This is a genomic window from Streptomyces sp. NPDC030021 (assembly GCF_055574035.1).
On sequence record NZ_JBVIAH010000029.1, the window covers coordinates 6,748 to 26,784 of the forward strand.

The window sequence follows — 20,037 nt, forward strand, 5'->3', positions numbered from 1 at the left end:
CTCTAACGCCGGCTGCGGGGAGGGTGAGGGGAGACCCACCCTCGTACCTCTACTCCCCCCCCCCCCCCCCCCCCCCCCCCCGGGACCGGCCACCGGACCGGGGCGTCATCGGCGAGACTGGCCCCATGCCCACGGCCGATGAGCTCCTCAGCGCGGACACCGTCACCACCCTCGCCCGACTGCTCGCCCGAGCGGGCGGCCGCCCGTCCTCGCCAGCCCTGCGCGCCCGCGCCGACGCCCTCGACGGGCTGACCTTCAGCGGCCGCGTCGCCGCCGTCCGCGACGCCGTGCTCGACGACCTCCCCGACGCATGGCCCGCCTTCGAGGACGTCGTACGCACCGCCCTCGCCGGGCCCGGCTTCGAGGGCTGGATGACCTTCCCCGTCAACGAGGCCGTCGCCGTCCGCGGGCTGGAGGCGTTCGAGCCCGGGCTGGACCTGCTGCACGACCTCACCTCCCGGCTCACCGCCGAGTCCGCGGTCAGGCCGTTCCTGCGCGCCGACCCGGACCGCGCCCTGGCCGTCGTACGGAAGTGGACGGCCGACCCGGACCCGCACGTACGCCGCCTCGCCAGCGAGGGCACCCGGCCCCGGCTGCCGTGGGCCCCGCAGCTGCCCGCCTTCGTCGCCGACCCGCGGCCGGCCCTGCCGGTGCTGGACGCCCTCTACCGCGACGGGTCCGAGTACGTCCGCCGCTCCGTCTCCAACCACCTCAACGACATCAGCCGCGACCACCCCGCCCTCGCGGTCGAGGCCGCGGGCCGCTGGCTGGCCGAGCCGGAGGCCACCACCGACCGCGTCGTGCGCCACGGACTGCGCACCCTGATCAAGGCCGGGCGGCCCGAGGCACTGGCCCTGCTCGGCCACTCCCCCGACGTGCCCGTCACCGTGAGCGGCCCGGTGGTCGCCGATCCGCGGATCGCCGTCGGCGAGTACCTCGTCTTCGACTGGACGGTCACCAACACCGGCCCGCTCCCGGCCCAGTTGGTCATCGACTACGTCGTCCACCACGCGAAGGCCAACGGCACCCGCACCCCGAAGGTGTTCAAGCTCGTCACCCGCGCCCTGGCCCCCGGCGAAACCCTCGGCGGCACCAAGCGCCACTCCTTCAAGCCCATCACCACCCGCCGCTACCACTCCGGCGAGCACCTGGTGCAGCTCCAGATCAACGGCCGGGTCCGCGGCGAGGCCCCTTTTTCGCTGGACGCGTCCTGACCCCGCCTGACACGCTCTCGGCATGACCTACGGAATCGAGTCCCACCCCGCCCGATGAGCGTCCGCGACGAGCGCGAGCCGCTCGCCCCCCGGACGACGTCCCTGTACGACTACGCCCTCTTCCGGCACGGCATCGAGCCGGACGGCCAGGTCCCGCGCAAGGGCTACCCCTTGCCCGACGGATCCCCGCCGGAGCCCTCCCGAACCCATCTGACCTGGCAAGAGGCGCGGGCCGAAATCACCGCCGCGCTCGCTCCTCCCCTGGCCGACCCCGACCCCGTACGGGCCGCCGAGGCCGTCCACCGGCGGGCCCGCGAGCTGGGTATGACCCACCGCACCCTGCGCGCGCACACCGCACGGCTCACCCTGACCGACGAGGAAGCCGCCCGGCGCACCGCCCGGCAGCTGACCCGCACCGGCACCTCCGTGGCGGCCGTCGGCATCGGCATCGCCCTGCTGATCCGCCTCGGCGAGCCCGAGGACGTGCCCTGCCTCAAAGCCCTCGGCACGCTCTGCGGCCTCGGATCCGCGGCGAGCGCAGCACTCGACCCGCTCGACCGGCAGGCGGCCGCCCTCCTGGTGATCCGCGGCCGGGACCGGTCCGAGCGGCTGACCCCGCTCGCCGCCGCGATCGCCACCGGCGACGCGGAGGCCGTCCGGGCCGCGCTGGTCGCGGTGCCCGACGAGCCACAGGCCCTCCTCCCCCGGCGCATCGCCGAGGCCGCCGACCTCGCCGGGCTGCTGCGCGCCCGTCCTGTGGACCCCGAACTGCTGGCTGTGGCGGGCCGCCTGCTGCACCGGATGTCCCGTGATCCGGGACAACGGCCGGAGGTTCTCGACTACCTGCCGGCCAGGTCCGTGTACGCGTACCTCGTCGGGTATGCCGACTGGCTGCCCCCGACCCCGCAGTTCCACGAGCTGCTGCTGTCGACCGCCCTCGACCTGCACAGCGGTCCCGCCGCACTGCTGAACTGGCGGCCCCACCGGCGGGAGGCCCTGCTCGGCGGCCTTGGGCGGCTGCTGGACGGGCCCGCGTGGACGCCCGGCGCCGAGCCCCCTCCCGGGGCGGAACGCCGCCGCGCGGACTGGATCCGGCGCACCGGGCGGAAGCCGTTCGTCCCCGCGCCGCCGCCGGGATCGCACCCGCGCTGGGAGCTGGCCGTGGTCCACGACGCCCCGGACTCGAACTCCGTCGAGACCCGGATCCTCGTCGACGGACTCCCGCTGCTTCCCGCCCTGTTCGGGAAGGGCCCGGGCAACGCTCCCGAGTACCTGATCGACAACGGCGCCCTGCGCGCCGGGCCCGAGCCGCGCGAGGTACAGCTCGCCGAGGCGTCCTGCACCGAGGGCTGCTGCGGCGCGCTGTACGTGACGATCCGCCGGGACGGCGCGGAGGTGGTGTGGGACGGCTGGCGCGGGGCGAGCGGCCCGCAGCCGCCCGCGTACCGCTTCGACGCGGCCGCCTACGACGCCGAGCTCGAACGTGCCGAGCGGGACCACTCCTGGTGCTGGCCGGCCCGGCGCACGGCGCGGCTGATCACCGCCGGTCTGCGGGAGCGGACGGAGCTGCTGCGGCGCTGGGACCTCGCCGCCACCTGGATCGGGACCGACTGGCACGAGCCGCACACGACAGTGCTGTGGCTGGCGTTCTCGCCCCCGGACGGCGCCGAGGGGCCGGACGGGACCCCGCTGCGGCTGTACTTCGAGTGGCGCCTGCCCGACGACGACGGCCTCCCGCCGCAGGACCGGGCGGCCGCCGCGCTGGAACGGATCGCGAGGTCCGACCCGAAGGGCTACGCCCACCTCCAGCGGGGCAGCGGCGAACTCGCCGAGTCCCTCGGATACAGCTGGCCGCAGAACTAGTTCGGGGTCCGGCCGGGGTATCCACCCCGGCCGGACCCCGTAACGCCGTACCGCCGGGCCTCAGCCCGTCCAGACGATCGACTGCATCTCGCTGTACGCGTGCAGCGCGTACGAGCCCACGTCCCGCCCCACCCCGCTGCGCTTGAAGCCGCCGAACGGCGCTTCCATGTTGCGGCCGATGGTGTTGACCCCGACGCCGCCCGACCGCAGCCGCCGCGCCACGCGGAACGCGCGCGCCGAATCCCCCGACCACACGTAGCTCAGCAGCCCGAAGTCGCTGTCGTTGGCCAGCCGGACCGCCTCTTCCTCGTCGCCGTCGAAGGGGACGACCACGACCACCGGGCCGAAGATCTCCTCACGGACCACCCGCATGTCGTTCGTGCAGTCGACCAGCAGGGTCGGAGCCACGTAGAAGCCGCGGCCGTCCCCCACCACCGGGCGCTCGCCGCCGTACGCGATCCGGGCCCCCTCCTTCTTCCCCAGCTCGATGTACGACTCCACGCGGTCGCGGTGCACCGCCGAGATCACCGGGCCGACGACCGTGCCCGGCGCCGCCGGATCGCCGACCTTCATGAAGGCCAGGTAGCCGGTCAGCTTCTCGATCAGCCGGTCGTGGACGGACCGGTGGGCGATCACCCGGGTCGGAGCCGTGCAGATCTGCCCGGAGTAGAAGGAGAAGGTCGTCCCGATCCCCATCACCGCCGCGTCCAGGTCCGCGTCCTCGAAGACGATCGCCGCGCCCTTGCCGCCGAGTTCCATCAGCTGCCGCTTCATGGAGCGGCCACAGACCTCGGCGATGCGCTGCCCGACGGCCGTGGAACCGGTGAAGGAGACCATGTCCACGTCCGGCGAGTCGACGGCGGCCTCGCCGACCTCCACCGCCTGGCCGCCCACGACGTTCACCACGCCCGCCGGCACCCCGGCCTCGTGCAGGGCGTCCGCCATCCTGAACACCGACAGCGGGTCCTGCGGCGCCGGCTTGACCACCACCGTGTTGCCCATGGCCAGGGCCGGGGCCACCTTGCCCGCCGGGTTCGCCCAGGGGTTGTTGTAGGAGGTGATGCAGGTGACCACCCCGACCGGCTGGCGTACCTCCAGCGCGCCCAGGATGCTCGCCCGCCCCATCGGGCCGGCCTCCGTAACCTGCGGCGGCAGGCCCCGTTCGACCGCTTCGAGGGCCCCTTTCGCATACCGCCGGAAGCGGGTGACGCCCACCCCGACCTGCATGCCGCGCGCGATGCCGGTCGGTGCGCCCGTCTCCTGCCGGGCCAGCACCGCCCACGGCTCGTACTCCCGCTGCATGATGTCCGCGGCCCGGTCCAGGATCGCCGCGCGCGCCTCGGGCGTCGTACGGGACCAGCCCTCGAAGGCCTCGGCCGCGGCGCGCGCCGCCTCCTCGACCTGCAGGCGCGAGGCTTCGGGCGCGAGCCCGACCACCGACTCGTCCGCCGGGTTGATCACCTCGTAGTGGCCGCCCGCGGGCTCCACCCACTCGCCGCCGATGTAGAGCTTCTGCGCGGTCAACGGGTGCTCACCGTCCTCGTGTCCCGGCCCGACCGGAGCACGATCCCGGGGATCGCCCCCGTCACTTCGTCGTCGCGGATGGTCTCCACGCCGTTGACCCGTACCGAGACGATGCCGATGGCCCGCGCGTCCAGCCGCGGGCTGTCCCCGGGCAGGTCGTGGACCAGGGTCGCGGGACCGGCCTCGATCCGCTCGGGGTCGAAGAGGACCAGGTCCGCGTGGAAGCCCTCGGCGAGGCGGCCGCGTTCGCGCAGCCCGAACAGCCGGGCCGGGTCGTCGGTGAGCATCCGTACCGCCTGCTCCAGCGGAACGAGCTTGCGGCCGCGCAGACAGTCCCCGAGGAAACGGGTCGTGTACGGGGCCCCGCACATCCGGTCCAGGTGTGCGCCGGCGTCGGAGCCGCCGAGCATGACGTCCTCGTGCTGCCAGGTCTCCTGGCGCAGGGCCCAGCTCGCCGGATCGTTGTCGGTGGGCATCGGCCAGAGCACCGTGCGCAGGTCGTCGTTGGAGCAGATCTCCACCAGGCACTGGAAGGGGTCCTGGCCCCGTTCGGCGGCGATGTCGTTCACGACCCGGCCGGAGAGGCCCTCGTTCTCCTTGCTGTAGGTGTCGCCGATGACGTAGCGGCCGAAGTGGGCGAGGCGGCGGAAGACGCCGGCCTCCTTGCTGTCGGCGCGGCGCAGCATCTCGGCGCGTACGCCGGCGTCGCGGAGCTTTTCGATCCGCTCGGGGACGGGCAGGCCGAGGATCTCGCCCCAGCCGGGGATGAGGTTGAGCGCGCAGAAGGTCCCCAGCGACATGTTCATGGGGGTGAGGATGGGCATGGTCAGCGCGACGATCCGGCCGCCTGCCTTGCGGGCGCGCTCGCTGGGTATCAGCTGGCGCGGGACCCGCTCGGGGACGGAGGCGTCGATGGTGAGGACGTTCCAGTTGAGGGGCCGGCCGGCGGCGGCGCTCATCTCCACGAACAGGTCGATCTCGTCGTCCGAGAACTGGTCGAGGCAGCCGGCGACGATGGCCTCCAGCTGGGTGCCCTCGTGTTCGGCGACCGCCTTCGACAGCGCGAGCAGCTCGGCGGGCCGGGCGTGGCGGGAGGCCACGGGGGCGCCGGACCCGTCGGAGTGGGTGGAGGACTGGGTGGTGGACAGGCCCCAGGCGCCGGCGTTCATGGCGTCGTGGAAGAGGTCGAGCATCTGCTGCATCTGCTCGGGGGTGGGCTGGCCGCCGACGGCGTCCTCACCCATCACGTGGCGGCGCAGGGCGCAGTGGCCGACCATGAACCCGGCGTTGACGGCGATCCGGCCCTCCAGGGCGTCGAGGTACTCGCCGAAGGTGGACCAGGTCCAGTCGACGCCCTCCTCCAGGGCCTTGAGGGCCATGCCCTCGACCTTGCTCATCATGCGGCGGGTGTAGTCGGCGTCCTCGGGGCGGGCCGGGTTGAGCGGGGCCAGGGTGAAGCCGCAGTTGCCGCCGGCGACGGTGGTGACGCCGTGGTTCATGGAGGGCGTGGCGTACGGGTCCCAGAAGAGCTGGGCGTCGTAGTGCGTGTGCGGGTCGATGAAGCCGGGGGTGAGGACCAGGCCGGTGGCGTCCTCGGTGGTGCGGGCCTCTTCGGTGACGGTGCCGGGTGCGGCTATCGCCGCGATCCGGCCGTCGCGTATCCCCACGTCCGCGACGCGGGCGGGGGCGCCGGTGCCGTCCACGACGGTCGCGCCCTTGATCAGGTGGTCGAGCATGACGTCCCTTCACACTTGGAGCCCCGCCGGCGTTTGAGGCGCGGGGTCCAGGGCGGAGCCCCGGGGAACCCGGCTCCGCCGGGCACCGGGCTCCGCCCGGACCCGCGCCTCAAACTCCCCCGGCTACCGCTGGGAGGTACCCCCTGGCGGGGCTGGAGATGGCCGGCGAGGCTGGATGTGGCCCCGGCCGGTGGCCGCCCGGCCGGGGCCGTGCGGGACGGCGGTCCGGGAAGACGCCGTCCCCGTACACGCGCCGGCCGGCCGGGGCACGTGGGGCTCCGCCCCACACCCCGCGCCTCAAACGCCGGCGGGGCTGAAGATCAGACGGCCTGGCGGAAGCGGGTCGTGCGGTGGACCGGGTCCGTGTCGATGTGGGGGATCACGTGTTCGCCGATCAGCTTGATCGTCGTCATCGTGTCCTCGGGTGAGACACCGGTCGGCAGGCCGAAGGACAGCTGGTCGGCGCCGGCCTGCTCCCAGCGCTTGCACTGGGCCCGGACCTCCGACGGGTCGCCGCAGATCAGCAGTTCTTCCGCGATCAGCAGTTCGATGATCTCCGCGTTGTACTCCGGCAGGGTCTCGGGCCACTGCGGGATCGCCTCGGGCCGCGGGAAGGTGTCGTGGTAGCGGAAGACCAGCGACTGGAAGCGGTTCATGTTGGCGTTGACGGCGATCTCGACGGCCTTGTCGTGGGTCTCGGCGCAGATCGCGGTGGAGGTGACCATGACGTTGTCGTTGACGAAGGCACCGATGGCCTTCGCCTCCCGGATGGCCGTCTTGTACTGGTCGAGGACCCACTCCATGTCGGAGACCTTCTGCACGCTGAAGCCCAGGACGCCGAGGCCCTTCTTCGCCGCCATCGCGTACGAGGACGGGGAGCCGGCGGCGTACCACATGGCCGGGTGGGCCTTGCCGTACGGCTTGGGGAAGATCTTCCGCGGCGGGAGCGACCAGTGCTTGCCCTGGAACCCCTCGTACTCCTCCTGGAGGAACATCTTGGGGAATTCCGCGATGGTCTCCTCCCAGATCTCCTTGGTGCCGTTCATGTCCTCGATGCCCGGCAGGAAGCCGAGGATCTCGTGGCTGCCCGCGCCGCGGCCGGTGCCGAACTCGAAGCGGCCCTTGGAGAGGTGGTCGAGCATGGCGACCTTCTCGGCCACCTTCACCGGGTGGTTCACCGGGGCGAGCGGGTTGAAGATGCCGGAGCCGAGGTGGATGCGCTCGGTGGCGTGCGCGAGGTACCCGAGGAACACCTCGTTCGCCGACAGGTGCGAGTACTCCTCAAGGAAGTGGTGCTCGGAGGCCCAGGCGTACTTGAAGCCGGACTTGTCCGCCTGTATGACGTACTCGGTCTCCTCGATCAGCGCCTTGTGCTCTGCCTCGGGGTCGACCTTGGACCGCGCCTCAGGCACGTATCCCTGCACAAAGAGCCCGAATTCCAAGGGGGTTCACCGTCCTTTGATTTCTGACGTTCCGTCAGATTCGATGTCTCGACTGTTCCACTGCCGGGGCGTGAGCGTCAATACCTGACGCTCCATCAGAGAATGCTGACGCCAGCCAGCCAGCCGCCGTCGATCACGAACGGCTGGCCGGTGATGTACGAGGAGTCCTCGCCCGTCAGGAAGAGCGCCAGCTTCGCGATCTCCTCCGGCTGCCCCACCCGCCCCAGCGGGACCACCCGCTTGTAGAGCTCGGCCATTGCGTCCCGGGCCTCGTCGGTCATGTTCGCCGGGTCCAGCAGGCCCGGGTTGGCCATCGGGGTGTCCACGGCGCCCGGGCACATCGCGTTGACCCGGATGCCCTTGCCCGCCAGTTCCAGCGCGGCCACCCGGGTGAGGCCGAGGATCGCCGCCTTGGTGGCGGCGTACGTGCCGACGTACGCCATGCCCGTCAGGCCCGTGTACGAGGAGGTGTTGACGATGGTGCCGCCACCGGCCGCCTCGATCTCGGGGGCCACCGCCTTGATGCCGAGGAAGGCGCCCACCTGGTTGACCTGGACCACCTGCTGGAACTCCTCCAGCGGGGTCGCGGTCAGCTCGTTGAAGCGCAGGATGCCCGCATTGTTGACCAGACCGTCGATCGGGCCGAAGGTCTCCTTCGCGACGGCGATCGCGGCCGCCCAGTCCTCCTCGCGGCTCACGTCCATCCGTACGTACCGGGCCCGGTCCTCACCGATGTCCTTGGCCACCGCCGCGCCCTGCTCGTCCAGCACGTCACCGAGGAGCACCCGCGCCCCCTCGGCGGCGAAGAGCCGGGCCTCCTGCTCGCCCTGCCCGCGTGCCGCGCCGGTGATGATGACGACGCGCCCGTCCAGCTTGCCCATGGTCCGTCAGCCCCTAGTCGTTGAGGAGGGGGGCCACCTCGGCCCCGAAAGCGGTGATCTGGTCGACGAGTTCGGCGCGGTCGCGGCTGCGGAAGCGCACCTGGATCTGGTCCACGCCGAGCGTCTTGTACTCCCGCAGGGACTCGGCGAGCGCCTCCGCCTTGCCGGTGAGGGTGCGGCGGCCGGTGTCCCAGCCGGGCTCGCCGACGTACAGCGCCTCGGTGATCGCGCCGAATTCGAAGGGATGGGTGACCCCGGCCGCCTCGCGCAGCTCCCCGATCCGGGCGATCTGCTGCGGGAGCTTGTCGCGCGGGTCGCCCTGCGGGAGCCAGCCGTCCCCGCGTACGGCGGCGCGGCGGACGGCGGCGGGCGAGGAGCCTCCGACCCAGACGGGGATCCGCTCCTGCGCGGGCCGGGGCAGCTGGCCGAGGTCCTTGAAGGAGAACAGCTCGCCCTCGAACTCCGGGTACTCCTCGGGCCCCAGCGCCGCCCGCAGCGCGTCCAGGGTCTCGTCGAGGACGGCGCCGCGGCGCGCGAAGTCCACGCCGAGGATCTCGAACTCCTCCTGCACATGCCCGGCGCCCACCCCGAGGATCAGCCGGCCGCCGGAGAGGTGGTCGAGGGTGGCGTACTGCTTGGCGCTGATCAGCGGGTGGCGCAGGCCCAGGATCGCGACGTGGCTCAGCAGCCGCACGCGCTCGGTGATGCCGGCCAGGAAGGACAGGGTCGCCACCGGGTCGTACCAGACGGTGCTCATGGGGCCGGCGAGCCGCCGCGGGATGGCCACGTGGTCACAGGTGGCCACGTACCCGAAGCCGGCCCGGTCGGCGGCCCGCGCGATACCGGCGAGATCGGCGGCGGTGGCCGACGCCTCCCAGGGCTCGGCGTAGATGGTGCTCTGCGACTGGACCGGGAGCTGCATCCCGTACACCAGCCGGCCTTGCGGAAATACGCGCGCCATGACGGGCCCGCCTCGCCTTCGTCTGCCGATTCGTCATATCGGTGCGGGGCCATCGTCGTAGCTGACGGACCGTCAGACAAGGGGTGTGACACACGCCCGGCCGAACAGGGGGCGTTCCCCTGCGCCGTTCCCCTCGCTAGGGTGCGCGGGTGGATCTGATACTCACGCTGGTCAGCGGGATCGCCTGGACGGTCGTGTACGTGGAGGCGATCCGCGTCGGGCTGCGGGACCGGACGTACGCGATGCCCGTCGCCGCGCTCGCACTCAACTTCGCCTGGGAGGCGACCTACGCGGCCCGCGACATCTCGGTCGGGGTCTCCACTCAGGGCGTGGTCAACGTGGTGTGGGCCGTGGCCGACCTGGTGATCGTCTACACCTACCTGCGCTTCGGGCGGGCCGAGCTGCCGGAGTTCGTGACCCGGCCGCTGTTCGCCACCTGGTCGGTCCTGGTGTTCGGTACGGGATTCGCCGTGCAGTGGATGTTCCTGGCGCACTTCGGGGCGCACGACGCGAGCCGGTACTCGGCGTTCCTGCAGAACCTGCTGATGTCCGGCCTGTTCATCGCCCTGTACGCCTCCCGGCAGGGGCCGCTCGGGCAGTCCCTGACCATCGCCGTCGCCAAATGGCTGGGGACGCTCGCCCCGACCCTGCTGTTCGGGGTGCTGGAGGACGCGCCGTTCATCCTCGGTCTCGGGATCCTGTGCAGCGTCTTCGACCTCGCCTACATCGGGCTGCTGCTGCGGCCCCGTCTCGCCCGCCTCAGAAGCCTTCCGGCCCCATCACGATGACCGGCTTGGCCGCCGGGTCGAGGGTCTCCAGGACCTTCTGCATGGCCGCCTTCGGGATGCCCACGCAGCCCTGCGAGGGCCCGTCGTGGTCCACGTGCAGCCAGATGTTGCCGCCCTTGTCCTCGCCGTCCGGCATGACCGGGTCCAGCGGGGACCGGCCCGGCCTGCGGTTGAAGTCGATGGCGACGACGTAGTCGAAGGAGCCCGCCAGGGACTCCCCGTTCACCCCGAGGCCCGAAGGGACGAAGCCGTTGCTCTTGTCGTACGGGAGCCGGGTCCCGGGCGGCTTCGACAGCAGGCCGCCCGCGTCGGTGAGTGCGAAGACGCCCATCGGCGAGGTCAGATCTCCGTACGTGCGTTCGACGGACCAGCCCTTGGCCCCGTTGCGGGCCGGCCAGCTCTCGGTCCGGACCCAGTCGGCGCCGGCCGCGGGGCGCGTGTAGAAGGTGGCGGTGGACTCCGAGGAGTCCACCGACTTGCCGGTGACCAGGATGAGCTGACGGGACTCGGCCGGGATCCGGGCCCGGGTCTGCTCGCTGACGCCGGGCAGCCCCTGCGGAGCGGCGGCCTGCTGCGCGGCCCGCCGGGCATCCTGCTGGGCGGCGGCCCGCTGCGCATCACGCGCGGCACGGTCCTCCGCCTGCGGGCGGGCGTCCGCGCGGGCCTGCGGCCGGGGGTCGGAGGCCTTGTCCGGGTCCTGGGCCACGAACACCCAGCCGGCCGTGAAGGTCGCCAGGCCGAGCACGGCGGCGAGGGCCACCCGGCGGTTCCTGCGGATCGCACGGGGCTTGCGGGACGGGCGGGAGCGGGCTCGGTCGTGCTGGCTCATTCCTCCGACCGTACATCAGCAGGCCCCCGGAGCCCGGGTGGTTACGACGTGCGCGCCTCGCGGGTCAGCGGGAGGCGGGAGGCGGGAAGCGGACGCGGACCGTGAGGCCTCCCTCCGGGGCCGGATTGGCCTCTGCCGTCAGCTCCGCCCCGTGCGCACGCGCGATCGAGGCCACGATCGACAGCCCCAACCCGGCGCCCTCACCTGCGGTGTGCAGCCGTTCGGCGCGTCTGCGGAAGGGCTCCAGCAGCCCCGGCACGTCCGCCGGATCGATCACGGGGCCGGTGTTCGACACCGTCAGTTCCCCCTCGGCGGAGGTGGACACGGTGATCCGGCCGTCCGCGCGGTTGTGGCGTACCGCGTTGGTCAGCAGGTTCCGCAGCAGGTGCCCCAGCAGGGTCCGGTCGCCCGGCACGGTCAGCGGCGCGAGGGTCCGTACGACGGTCAGCCCCTGCTGCGGACAGGCCGCCAGCTCGGCCGCCGCGAGCGCAGCCAGGTCCACCGGACCGGTGGACTCCAGCCCCTGTTCCGAGACGGCGAGCAGCAGCAGCGACTCGATGAGGTGTTCGCTGGAGTCGGCGACACCGATCAGCTTGGCGCGGATCCGGGCCACCTTTTCCGGCGACGGGTCCCCCGCCAGGCCGATCTCGGCCGCCGCCCGCTGCACGGCCAGCGGGGTGCGCAGTTCGTGCGCCGCGTTCGCCGCGAACCGCCGTTGCGCGGAGACCAGCTGCTCCATCCGCCCCAGCATCGCGTCGAAGGTGTCGGCCAGCTACTTGAGCTCGCCGGGCGGCGCGTCGAGGGAGATCCGCTCGTCCAGGTTCTCCCCGGACAGGCGGCGCGCGGTCTCGGTGATCACGCCGACGGGGCGCAGCACCCGGCCGGCCATCCACCAGGCGAGCCAGATCGACAGCACGGCGAAGACGGCCAGCGCGAGGAGGGAGTACATCAGCAGCCGGTGCCGGGTGGCGTCGGTGACGGCATCGGAGAGGTTCTGGGTGTAGGCGTAGCCCTTGAGCTGCTCGGGGGTGGGGGTCTGGCCCGGGGGCAGCTTCTGCGCCGGTTGGCAGGGGCAGCCGGGGGCGAAGGTCCGGCCGGGGACGGGCGGCCCCGGCGACTGGAGGACGTAGGCCGGCGAGACGGTACGGACGGCCCCGCTGACGCTCGCGTACAGGCCCTGGCCGACGAGGACGTAGACCAGCGCCACCAGGCCGCCGCCCGCCAGGAGCAGCAGGGAGCCGTACAGGGCGGTGAGGCGGCCGCGCTCGGTGCGCAGCAGCCGCGTCGCCGGGCGCCCGCTCACCGGGCCGCGACCCGGTAGCCCGCGCCCGGCACGGTCTCGATCAGCGGCGGCTCGCCCAGCTTGGCGCGGAGCTTGCTGAGGGTGACGCGGACGGCGTTGGTGGAGTAGCTGGTGTCCTGCTCCCACACCTGCTCGATCAGGTCGTCGTTGCTGATGACGGCGCCCTCGGCGCGCAGCAGCGCCTCCAGCACCGCGAACTCCTTGCGGGACAGCGCGAGCCGGTGCCCGTCCCGGGTGGCGCTGCGCCGGGCGGTGTCGACGGCGACCCCGGCACGCTCCAGTACGGGCGGCAGCGCGGGGCGGGCCCGCCGGCCAAGGGCCAGGACGCGGGCGAGGAGCTCGTCGTAGGCGAAGGGCTTGGTGAGGTAGTCGTCGGCGCCGAGACCGAGGCCCTCGACCCGGTCCCGTACGGTCCCTGAGGCGGTCAGCATCAGGACGCGGGTCAGCAGCCGCTCGCGCACGACCTGCCGGCAGACCTCGTCGCCGTGCAGGCCGGGCAGGTCGCGGTCCAGGACGAGGACGTCGTACTCGCCGAGGCGCAGCCGCCGCAGGGCCTCCGGGCCGTCGCTCGCCTCGTCGACGGCGAGCGCGTCGCGGCGCAGCCCCTCGGCGATCATCTCCCGGAGGAATTCCTCGTCCTCCACCACCAGTACGCGCATGGCCTCCTCTTTACCGGAGATCGGTATTTCGCCGTTGTAAGCAGGGTGCGAGAGGGAAGCGAAAGGCCCTTTCACCGCAGGCTCGGGCCTATGAAGCGATCCCTGATCATGACCACGGCCGCGGTCGTCACCGGGCTGACCCTGTTCGCCACCGCCTGCGCGAACGACGCGCCGTCGGGGAAGAAGGACTCCACCGGGGGCGCCGGCGGGGGCGGCGCCGGCACGGTGGCCGACAACGCGGTGAAGATGCGCCAGTGCCTGCGCGAGCACGGCATGGACGTGCCCGACCCCGAGCCCGGCCAGGACCCGCGCGGGATGACGCTGGGCGGGGACGCCGATCCGCAGAAGATGCAGGAGGCCATGAAGGCGTGCGGGATGAGCACCGGCGCCGGCAAGGAGCCCACGCAGGAGGAGAAGGACAAGGAGCTGGAGTGGATCCGGTGCATGCGCGAGAACGGGGTCGCCCTCAAGGACCCTGAGTACAACGGCGGCATGAAGAGCGCCACCGAGATCCCCAAGGGTCAGGAGAAGGCCTTCGAGGAGGCCCAGAAGAAGTGCGACACGGGCCGATGAAGAGGCGGGCCAAGTGGCTGCTGGGCTCGCTGGCCGCCGTACTGACCGTCTCGGGCGGCGGCTGGGCCGTCATGGCGCAGCCGCAGCGCGACGCGGGTGAGCAGGAGCGGCGCGCGGCCGGTGGACTGCCGCCGGCCACGGCGCCGGTCAAGCGCGGCGACCTCGGCTCGGGCCTCCAGGTGGAGGGCACCCTCGGCTACGCGCGGGAGCGCAAGCTCAACGCGGGCGGACCCGGCGTGCTGACGTGGGTCGCGGGCGAGGGCGCGGCGGTGGAGCGGGACGGGAAGCTGTACGAGGTCAACGGCCGGGTGGTGCGGCTCATGTACGGGTCCACGCCGATGTACCGGCCGCTGAAGGCCGGCGACAAGGGCGAGGACGTCAAGCAGCTCAAGCGCAATCTGCAGGCCCTCGGGTACGGGACCGGGCTCGACCCGGAGGACGGCACCTTCACGGCGGGAACGGCCACGGCGGTCAAGCGGTGGCAGAAGGCGCACAAGACGGCGGAGACGGGCGAGGTCGGCAAGGAGGACATCGCCTTCGCCTCGGGGCCGCAGCGGGTGCGCGCGGGCGACGCGGCGGTCGGTGACGAACTGGCGTCGGGCAAGCCGGTGCTGACGGTGACGGGCACCGAGCGGATCGTCCGCTTCCAGCTGGACGCGGCGAAGGCGGGCGCGGCGAAGGCCGGCGACCCGGTGACCGTACGGCTGCCGGGAGGCGGCAGCGCCACCGGGAAGATCGACTCGGTGGGCGGGGCCGACCGGCCCGACGACAAGAACGGCGGCGGCGCGGGCGGCCCGGGCGGCGGCGGTGGTGGTGGCGGTGGCGGCGACAAGAAGGCGCAGGTCGAGGCGGTCGTCACCTTCGACAAGCCCGCCGAGGTGGGCGCGCCGGACCAGTCCCCGGTGAGCGTCGGCCTGACCGGTGAGACCCGCAAGGGCGTGCTCTCCGTACCGGTCAACGCGCTGCTGGCGCTCGCGGGCGGCGGCTTCGGCGTCCAGGTCGTGGAGGACGGCCGGGCCCGCGAGGTCCCGGTCGAGCTGGGCATGTTCGGCAACGGCCGGGTCGAGGTGACCGGCGGCGCCCTTGAGGAGGGCATGCAGGTGGGGATCCCGAAACTGTGACGGCCACGACGACGCATCCGATGGCGCATCCGACGGCTCATCCGGACCCGGTCGTGGAACTGACCGGGGTCACCAAGGAGTACCCGGGCGGGGTCGCGGCCCTGCGCGGGGTCGACCTGACCGTCGCCGCCGGCGAACTCCTCGCCATCGTCGGCCCGTCGGGCTCCGGCAAGTCCACCCTGCTGCACATCGTCGGCACCCTGGACCGCCCGACCGCGGGCGGTGTACGGATCGCCGGGTACGACATCGCGGCCCTCCCGGACCGTTCGCTGTCGGCCCTGCGCTCCCGGCACGTCGGCTTCGTCTTCCAGTCCTTCCACCTGGTGCCGGGCATCAGCGCCCGGGCCAACGTCGCCGAGGGCCTGCTGTACAGCGGCCTCCCGCGGGCCGAACGGCTGCGCCGGGCGGCACAGGCCCTGGACCGGGTGGGCCTCGGCGACCGGATGGACCACCGGCCGCACGAGCTGTCCGGCGGGCAGAAGCAGCGGGTGGCGATCGCCCGGGCGGTGGCGGGCGCGCCGGACCTGCTGCTGGCCGACGAGCCGACGGGCGCGCTGGACACGGCGTCCGGGGAGTCGGTGATGGAGCTGCTGCGCGAGCTGAACCGGGACGGGGCCACCATCGCCGTGATCACCCACGACCAGGAGATCGCGGCGAGCCTGCCGCGGCAGGTGCGGATCCGCGACGGGGAGATCGTCGCGGACGTACGGAACCGGGCGGGGGTGCCGTCATGAGCCGCGCGAGGCCTCGTACGGGGCCGCGCGCCCGGCGGTTGAAGCCGCCGCGGCTGTCCCCGCGGGACGTGCTGCACGTCGGGTCGGCGGGCCTGCGCGCCCGCCCGACGCGGGTGTTCCTGTCCGCGCTCGGCATCGCCATCGGCATCGCGACGATGATCGCGGTGGTCGGGATCTCCTCCTCCAGCCAGGCGAAGCTGCTGCGGGAGCTCGACAAGCTCGGCACCAACATGCTGGTCGCGAAGCCGGGCGAGGGGATGTTCACCGGTCAGGACACCAAGCTGCCCAAGGACGCCCCCGCCATGATCTCCCGGATCGCGGGGGTCGAGTCGGTCGGCACCACCGGTGACGTGCCCGAGTCCGTACGCCGCTCGGAGAACATCCCGAAGGGGGAGACGGGCGGGATCGTGCTCAAGGCGGCCAAGGACGACCTGCTGGGCACGCTGCGCGCGCGGATGGCGAGCGGCACCTGGCTCAACGCGGCCACCGGCCGCTACCCGTCGGTGGTGCTCGGGGACGTCTCCGCGCGCCGGCTCGGCATCACCGGACCGGGTCAGCAGGTCTTCATCGGCGGCCGGTACTTCACGGTGACCGGCATCCTGGAGCCCGTCCCGCTGGCCCCGGAGATCGAGCGCTCCGCGCTGATCGGCTGGGACGCGGCCGAACAGCTGCTGGGCTTCGGCGGTCACCCGACGGCGGTGTACGAGCGGTCGGCGGACGACCGGGTCGCGGCGGTCCGCGCGCTCATCCCGCGGACGGCCAACCCGCAGACCCCGAGCGCGGTGCAGGTCTCCGACCCCTCGGCGGCGCTCCAGGCGAAGGCGGCCACGGAGGGCGCGTTCAGCACGCTGTTGCTGGGGCTGGGCGGGATCGCGCTGCTGGTGGGCGGGGTCGGCGTCGCCAACACGATGATCATCTCGGTGCTGGAGCGGCGGCACGAGATCGGCCTGCGGCGGTCCCTGGGCGGCACGAAGGGCCAGATCCGGATCCAGTTCGTGACGGAGTCGCTGCTGCTGTCCGGGCTGGGCGGCCTGGCGGGCATCGCCCTGGGCGGCGCGGCCACGGCGGCCTACGCCCGGGCCGGCGACCTGCCCTGGGTGGTCCCGCTCTGGGCGGTGACCGGCGGCTTCGCCGCCACCCTGGTGATCGGCACCCTGGCCGGGCTCTACCCGGCGGTGCGCGCGGCCCGGCTGTCGCCGACGCTGGCGCTGGCGGCGGCGTAGCGGAAAGGGCCGGGGCGGTTCCGGGGGCGGGGCGGGCCGGGGGCGGTGCCGGGGGCGGGGCGGGCCGGGGGCGGTGCCGGGGGCGGGGCGGGCCGGGGGCGGTGCCGGGGGCGGGGCGGGCAAACAGCGGTAAAAGGCCAGGTGCACGCCCATCCCCCGGAACCGATCACCGGCGTACATTGAATCGATGATGCGAACTCCACGCCACGCAGCGCGCGTTGTCATCCTGTCCCCCACCGGGTCCGTGTTCCTCTTCCGGGAGGACAACGTGGAGGTGGGCATCCACTGGCTGCCGCCCGGCGGTGGCATCGATCCCGGCGAGAGCCCCGAGGACTGCGTGCGGCGCGAGCTGCGCGAGGAGACCGGCTGGACCGACCTGGAACCCGAACGGCTGCTCTGCACCTGGGAGCACGACTTCACGCACCAGGGCATCCCGGTCCGCCAGCACGAGCACATCTTCGTCACCACGGGACCGCACCGCGAGCCGGTCCTGGAGGCCCCGGACATCCACTGGCAGTGGCTGACCCCGCAGCGCCTGGCCACCCTGGGCGAACCCCTGTGGCCCCCGCGCCTGCCGGACCTCCTGGCCGACACCTCGGCGGAACCGGTCCACCTGGGGCTGCTGGCCTAGGAGCTGTCCGGCCGATCATGCGACTGTCGCCCGGTCTGCTCGTTATCCAGATACGGGGCGGGGAGAACGCGGTGATCCGTCGGACGCGGAGTGGGAGCGGCTACAGCCGTTCCTGCCGGTGAGCAACGGCCGGTGCGGACGATGGCGCGATCACCGGCAGGTGATCGACGGAATTCTGCACCGGGTTCGGACCGGGGTGCACTGGCGCGATCTGCCGGAGCGGTTCGGACCGTGGAAGACGGTCTACGAACGCCATCGTCTGTGGTCGGCGGACGGCACCTGGGAACGGCTGCTGCAGCAGGTCCAAGCCGCGGCAGACGCGGTGGGCGAGATCGACTGGGACGTCTCGGTGGACTCCACCATCGTGCGCGCGCACCAGCACGCGGCCGGCCCCAGGACCAACCCGCCGCCGGGACCTGCCGCGTCAAAGGGGGACGAGGGAACAGAACATCAGGACGAGCCGCCGTGGCAGAGCCTCCTCGGCCGCCTGGTGGAGGTGGTGAGCGAGGCGAGGGCCTGGGCCGCCCGCGGGGCGGCTTCACCAGCAAGGTTCATCTGAGTGCCGACGGCCGCTGCCGCCCGCTGTCCCTGGTCATCTGGCTGCGGTCATGATTCGCCGTGCTGGTCATCCGTCTCGGACGCAACCGGCTCGGCGCCGAGCGGCCAGCGGTAGCCGGCGTCATGCAGCTTGCTCAACGCCGAGTGATCATTGGACACCAGCACCTGGGCCAACCGGGCCGCCGCGGCGACGACAGCAGACCAGCCCGGTGAGTCCAGATAAGCCTCGTCGCGGGCAGCGGCGCCGACCGAGTCCTGCACCGCGCTGTAGGCGGTACCAATACCTGCCATCAGCTCAACTTCCTCCTCGCTGCGAAGGCACTGCCCCAGCCAGGGCGACGGATCGTCCGCATCGCAGAAGCCGTCGAAAAGCACATGCACGGTGTAGTTGAGGTCCTCGGACTGATCCGGATCGAGCCACACCTCTCGCTGCCATGTCGGGCTGGCCAGCGCCACGACGGCAGGAACGACATGGAGGCGGTAGTGGGGCAGAGCAATACCGTGATCAATCACGAGCCAAGGGTACGCACCTCATGATCGGCCGGACAGCTCCTAGGGGGTGGCGGGCTTCGCGGTGGCCTTGGCGTAGAGCGAGGCCGCGTACTCGCCGAGGACCGTGCTGGTCGACACGTCGTCCGTGTCCCCGCCCGTGAGGATGCCGATGATCTTCCCGTCGCCGGCGATCCACGCGCTGCCGCTGGTGCCGCCCGGGAAGTCGGCGCAGTCGAAGCGCTGTTGGGTCGCGCTCATGCGGACGGCGACCGACGTGCAGGTACGGGGAACCTTGCGGTCGGCGGGGTAACCGGTCACGGTGACCTCCTCGCCCGCGCGGCCGCTGGTGTCGAGGACGGCCGCGCCGGTCACGTCCTCGATGGTGCGGCCCTTGGCGTCCGGGGCGAGGCGGGCGAAGGCCAGATCGTAGTCGTCGTCCGTACCCTCGGCCCAGCGGTCGTCCTCGAAGACTTCGTCGATCTTCCAAGTGCCGTACGGGGCGAACCCGTTCGCGTACGCGGGTGCGAAGACGGCGCTTCCGCCGCTCTGGTCCCCTTCGAGCAGGCAGTGCCCGGCGGTGATGATCAGGTTCCGGCCGGGGCTGCTCACCACGGTGGCGGTACAGAAGTGATCACTGTCCAGGCCGTTGGTGAACAGGGCTCCGGTGAAGGCGGCGGGCCCACCGGGCGCCGGGGTGACAGCCGGCGGCAGGGTGGCGCCGGGAGGTGGGGACAGCTGCGGCTTCGCCACTTGCGATCGCGACGACGGCCCCGTCGGGGAAGCGCTCGGCGCGGCCTTCGCCCGTACCGCGGGGACCCCCTCCGGCGGCGGCGCGAGCTTGGCCACCGCGGCGGACGCCCCCAGGGCCGCCACCGCGCACAGCACCGCCGTCACGACGGTCCGCTTGTCCACCGGCATGATCATCCTCCCGCTTTGCCCTGGCGAAGCATGCCCCGGCGGCAGGGTCGGGTGCAAGGCCGAGGACGGCTCCCGGCCTGTGCCTCACACGGTTTCGGCCCGCAGGTCGCATACGAAGCGCAGGCCCGGACGGCCGTCCAGGTCGACATCGCCGGTGGTCACGAATCCCGTACGGGCCAGCACGGCGCGTGAGCCGGCGTTGTCCAGCGTCGTGACCGCCCGCAGCGTGGCCAGTCCGTACTCCGTGACCGCCAGCCCGCAGGCCTCCCGGACCGCGGCCGTGGCCAGGCCGCGGCCCGTGGCCCGCTCGGCGATCCGGTACCCGAGCTCGGCCGAACCGTCCGCCACGTCCACGAGGTTGACGCGGCCCACCACCTCCCCGCCGTCGTCCACCAGGACGTGGAAGAAGCACAGTCCGGCGGCCTGCTCGGCCATGAGCGCGGCGTGCCGCGCGTCGAAGTCGGCGAAGTAACGATCGCCGCGGTCCGGGACCGACGCGGCGAAGTGGGCCCGGTTCTCCCGCTCGAACGCGAGCAGGGCGGGAGCGTGGTCGAAGCGCAGCAACTGGAGTCGGGGCACGGCCCGAT

General features: G+C 72.8%; 20 protein-coding genes and 1 pseudogene. 9 read left to right on the forward strand and 12 right to left on the reverse strand.

The genetic code is table 11. The features are described 5' to 3' along the window. The first annotated feature begins 125 nt into the window (after window positions 1-125). On the forward strand, window positions 126-1,214 hold the full coding sequence (locus ACZ4YL_RS37040; protein ID WP_468122540.1) for a DNA alkylation repair protein: 1,089 nt from the start codon (window positions 126-128) through the stop codon (window positions 1,212-1,214). Between the two features lie 54 nt (window positions 1,215-1,268). Continuing rightward, a complete protein-coding gene (locus ACZ4YL_RS37045) occupies window positions 1,269-3,077 on the forward strand; it encodes a hypothetical protein (protein WP_468122542.1) in 1,809 nt (602 codons plus the stop codon). Between the two features lie 60 nt (window positions 3,078-3,137). Here ACZ4YL_RS37045 and ACZ4YL_RS37050 read toward each other — a convergent pair whose 3' ends face one another. The 5 genes from ACZ4YL_RS37050 to ACZ4YL_RS37070 all read right to left on the reverse strand — a co-directional run bounded on the left by ACZ4YL_RS37050 (window position 3,138) and on the right by ACZ4YL_RS37070 (window position 9,621). Next, a complete protein-coding gene (locus ACZ4YL_RS37050; protein ID WP_468122544.1) occupies window positions 3,138-4,601 on the reverse strand; it encodes an aldehyde dehydrogenase family protein in 1,464 nt (487 codons plus the stop codon). Continuing rightward, on the reverse strand, window positions 4,598-6,337 hold the full coding sequence (locus ACZ4YL_RS37055) for an N-acyl-D-amino-acid deacylase family protein (protein WP_468122546.1): 1,740 nt from the start codon (window positions 6,335-6,337) through the stop codon (window positions 4,598-4,600). The genes ACZ4YL_RS37050 and ACZ4YL_RS37055 overlap by 4 nt, the downstream gene beginning before the upstream one ends. Before the next feature lie 320 nt (window positions 6,338-6,657). Next, entirely contained in the window at window positions 6,658-7,779 is a 1,122-nt protein-coding gene (locus ACZ4YL_RS37060; protein ID WP_052872699.1) for an LLM class flavin-dependent oxidoreductase, read from the reverse strand. A gap of 95 nt (window positions 7,780-7,874) precedes the next feature. Further along, on the reverse strand, window positions 7,875-8,660 hold the full coding sequence (locus ACZ4YL_RS37065) for an SDR family NAD(P)-dependent oxidoreductase (protein WP_468122548.1): 786 nt from the start codon (window positions 8,658-8,660) through the stop codon (window positions 7,875-7,877). Window positions 8,661-8,673: 13 nt separating this feature from the next. Beyond that, window positions 8,674-9,621 carry an LLM class F420-dependent oxidoreductase gene (locus tag ACZ4YL_RS37070; protein ID WP_468122550.1) on the reverse strand — a complete coding sequence of 316 codons (948 nt, stop codon included), beginning with the start codon at window positions 9,619-9,621 and terminating at the stop codon, window positions 8,674-8,676. Window positions 9,622-9,770: 149 nt separating this feature from the next. Here ACZ4YL_RS37070 and ACZ4YL_RS37075 point away from each other — a divergent pair, with 149 nt between their 5' ends. Beyond that, window positions 9,771-10,409, forward strand: coding sequence for a transmembrane-type terpene cyclase (locus ACZ4YL_RS37075; RefSeq protein WP_468122552.1), 639 nt, complete (start codon window positions 9,771-9,773; stop codon window positions 10,407-10,409). On the opposite strand, the gene ACZ4YL_RS37080 is transcribed toward ACZ4YL_RS37075, so the two are convergent. The 4 genes from ACZ4YL_RS37080 to ACZ4YL_RS37095 all read right to left on the reverse strand — a co-directional run bounded on the left by ACZ4YL_RS37080 (window position 10,381) and on the right by ACZ4YL_RS37095 (window position 13,200). Next, window positions 10,381-11,238 carry a L,D-transpeptidase family protein gene (locus ACZ4YL_RS37080; protein WP_468122554.1) on the reverse strand — a complete coding sequence of 286 codons (858 nt, stop codon included), beginning with the start codon at window positions 11,236-11,238 and terminating at the stop codon, window positions 10,381-10,383. The genes ACZ4YL_RS37075 and ACZ4YL_RS37080 overlap by 29 nt on opposite strands. A gap of 64 nt (window positions 11,239-11,302) precedes the next feature. After that, the gene (locus tag ACZ4YL_RS37085) at window positions 11,303-11,977 is read right to left on the reverse strand and encodes a sensor histidine kinase (protein WP_468122556.1); all 675 of its coding nucleotides are present in this window, start codon (window positions 11,975-11,977) and stop codon (window positions 11,303-11,305) included. Between the two features lie 33 nt (window positions 11,978-12,010). Then, on the reverse strand, window positions 12,011-12,541 hold the full coding sequence (locus ACZ4YL_RS37090) for a HAMP domain-containing protein (RefSeq protein ID WP_468122558.1): 531 nt from the start codon (window positions 12,539-12,541) through the stop codon (window positions 12,011-12,013). Then, window positions 12,538-13,200 (reverse strand): response regulator transcription factor, encoded by a 663-nt coding sequence (locus ACZ4YL_RS37095; protein ID WP_468122560.1) that lies wholly within the window; start codon window positions 13,198-13,200, stop codon window positions 12,538-12,540. Before ACZ4YL_RS37095 ends, ACZ4YL_RS37090 begins: the two co-directional genes overlap by 4 nt. 90 nt (window positions 13,201-13,290) lie before the next feature. Between ACZ4YL_RS37095 and ACZ4YL_RS37100 the strand changes: the two genes are divergently transcribed. The 6 genes and pseudogenes from ACZ4YL_RS37100 to ACZ4YL_RS37125 form a co-directional block, all read left to right on the forward strand. Beyond that, window positions 13,291-13,773 carry a hypothetical protein gene (locus tag ACZ4YL_RS37100; protein ID WP_468122562.1) on the forward strand — a complete coding sequence of 161 codons (483 nt, stop codon included), beginning with the start codon at window positions 13,291-13,293 and terminating at the stop codon, window positions 13,771-13,773. Further along, window positions 13,770-14,894 carry a peptidoglycan-binding protein gene (locus tag ACZ4YL_RS37105; RefSeq protein ID WP_468122564.1) on the forward strand — a complete coding sequence of 375 codons (1,125 nt, stop codon included), beginning with the start codon at window positions 13,770-13,772 and terminating at the stop codon, window positions 14,892-14,894. Before ACZ4YL_RS37100 ends, ACZ4YL_RS37105 begins: the two co-directional genes overlap by 4 nt. Before the next feature lie 20 nt (window positions 14,895-14,914). Continuing rightward, window positions 14,915-15,628 carry an ABC transporter ATP-binding protein gene (locus ACZ4YL_RS37110; RefSeq protein WP_468122684.1) on the forward strand — a complete coding sequence of 238 codons (714 nt, stop codon included), beginning with the start codon at window positions 14,915-14,917 and terminating at the stop codon, window positions 15,626-15,628. Beyond that, complete coding sequence (locus ACZ4YL_RS37115; protein ID WP_468122566.1) at window positions 15,625-16,851, forward strand: ABC transporter permease; 1,227 nt, start codon at window positions 15,625-15,627, stop codon at window positions 16,849-16,851. Before ACZ4YL_RS37110 ends, ACZ4YL_RS37115 begins: the two co-directional genes overlap by 4 nt. Window positions 16,852-17,038: 187 nt before the next feature. Continuing rightward, window positions 17,039-17,482, forward strand: a complete 444-nt coding sequence (locus ACZ4YL_RS37120) for an NUDIX hydrolase (protein WP_468122568.1) — start codon at window positions 17,039-17,041, stop codon at window positions 17,480-17,482. A 112-nt stretch (window positions 17,483-17,594) separates the two neighbouring features. Beyond that, window positions 17,595-17,883 (forward strand): annotated as a pseudogene (locus ACZ4YL_RS37125) (transposase); the annotation flags it as partial. A 205-nt stretch (window positions 17,884-18,088) separates the two neighbouring features. Here the strand turns inward: ACZ4YL_RS37125 and ACZ4YL_RS37130 are convergent. From ACZ4YL_RS37130 to ACZ4YL_RS37140, 3 genes are all read right to left on the reverse strand, one after another. Further along, window positions 18,089-18,553 (reverse strand): SCO4402 family protein, encoded by a 465-nt coding sequence (locus ACZ4YL_RS37130; RefSeq protein WP_468122570.1) that lies wholly within the window; start codon window positions 18,551-18,553, stop codon window positions 18,089-18,091. Window positions 18,554-18,592: 39 nt separating this feature from the next. Beyond that, entirely contained in the window at window positions 18,593-19,450 is an 858-nt protein-coding gene (locus ACZ4YL_RS37135) for a trypsin-like serine peptidase (RefSeq protein WP_468122572.1), read from the reverse strand. A gap of 84 nt (window positions 19,451-19,534) precedes the next feature. Further along, window positions 19,535-20,029 carry a GNAT family N-acetyltransferase gene (locus ACZ4YL_RS37140; protein ID WP_468122574.1) on the reverse strand — a complete coding sequence of 165 codons (495 nt, stop codon included), beginning with the start codon at window positions 20,027-20,029 and terminating at the stop codon, window positions 19,535-19,537. Window positions 20,030-20,037 lie beyond the last annotated feature (8 nt).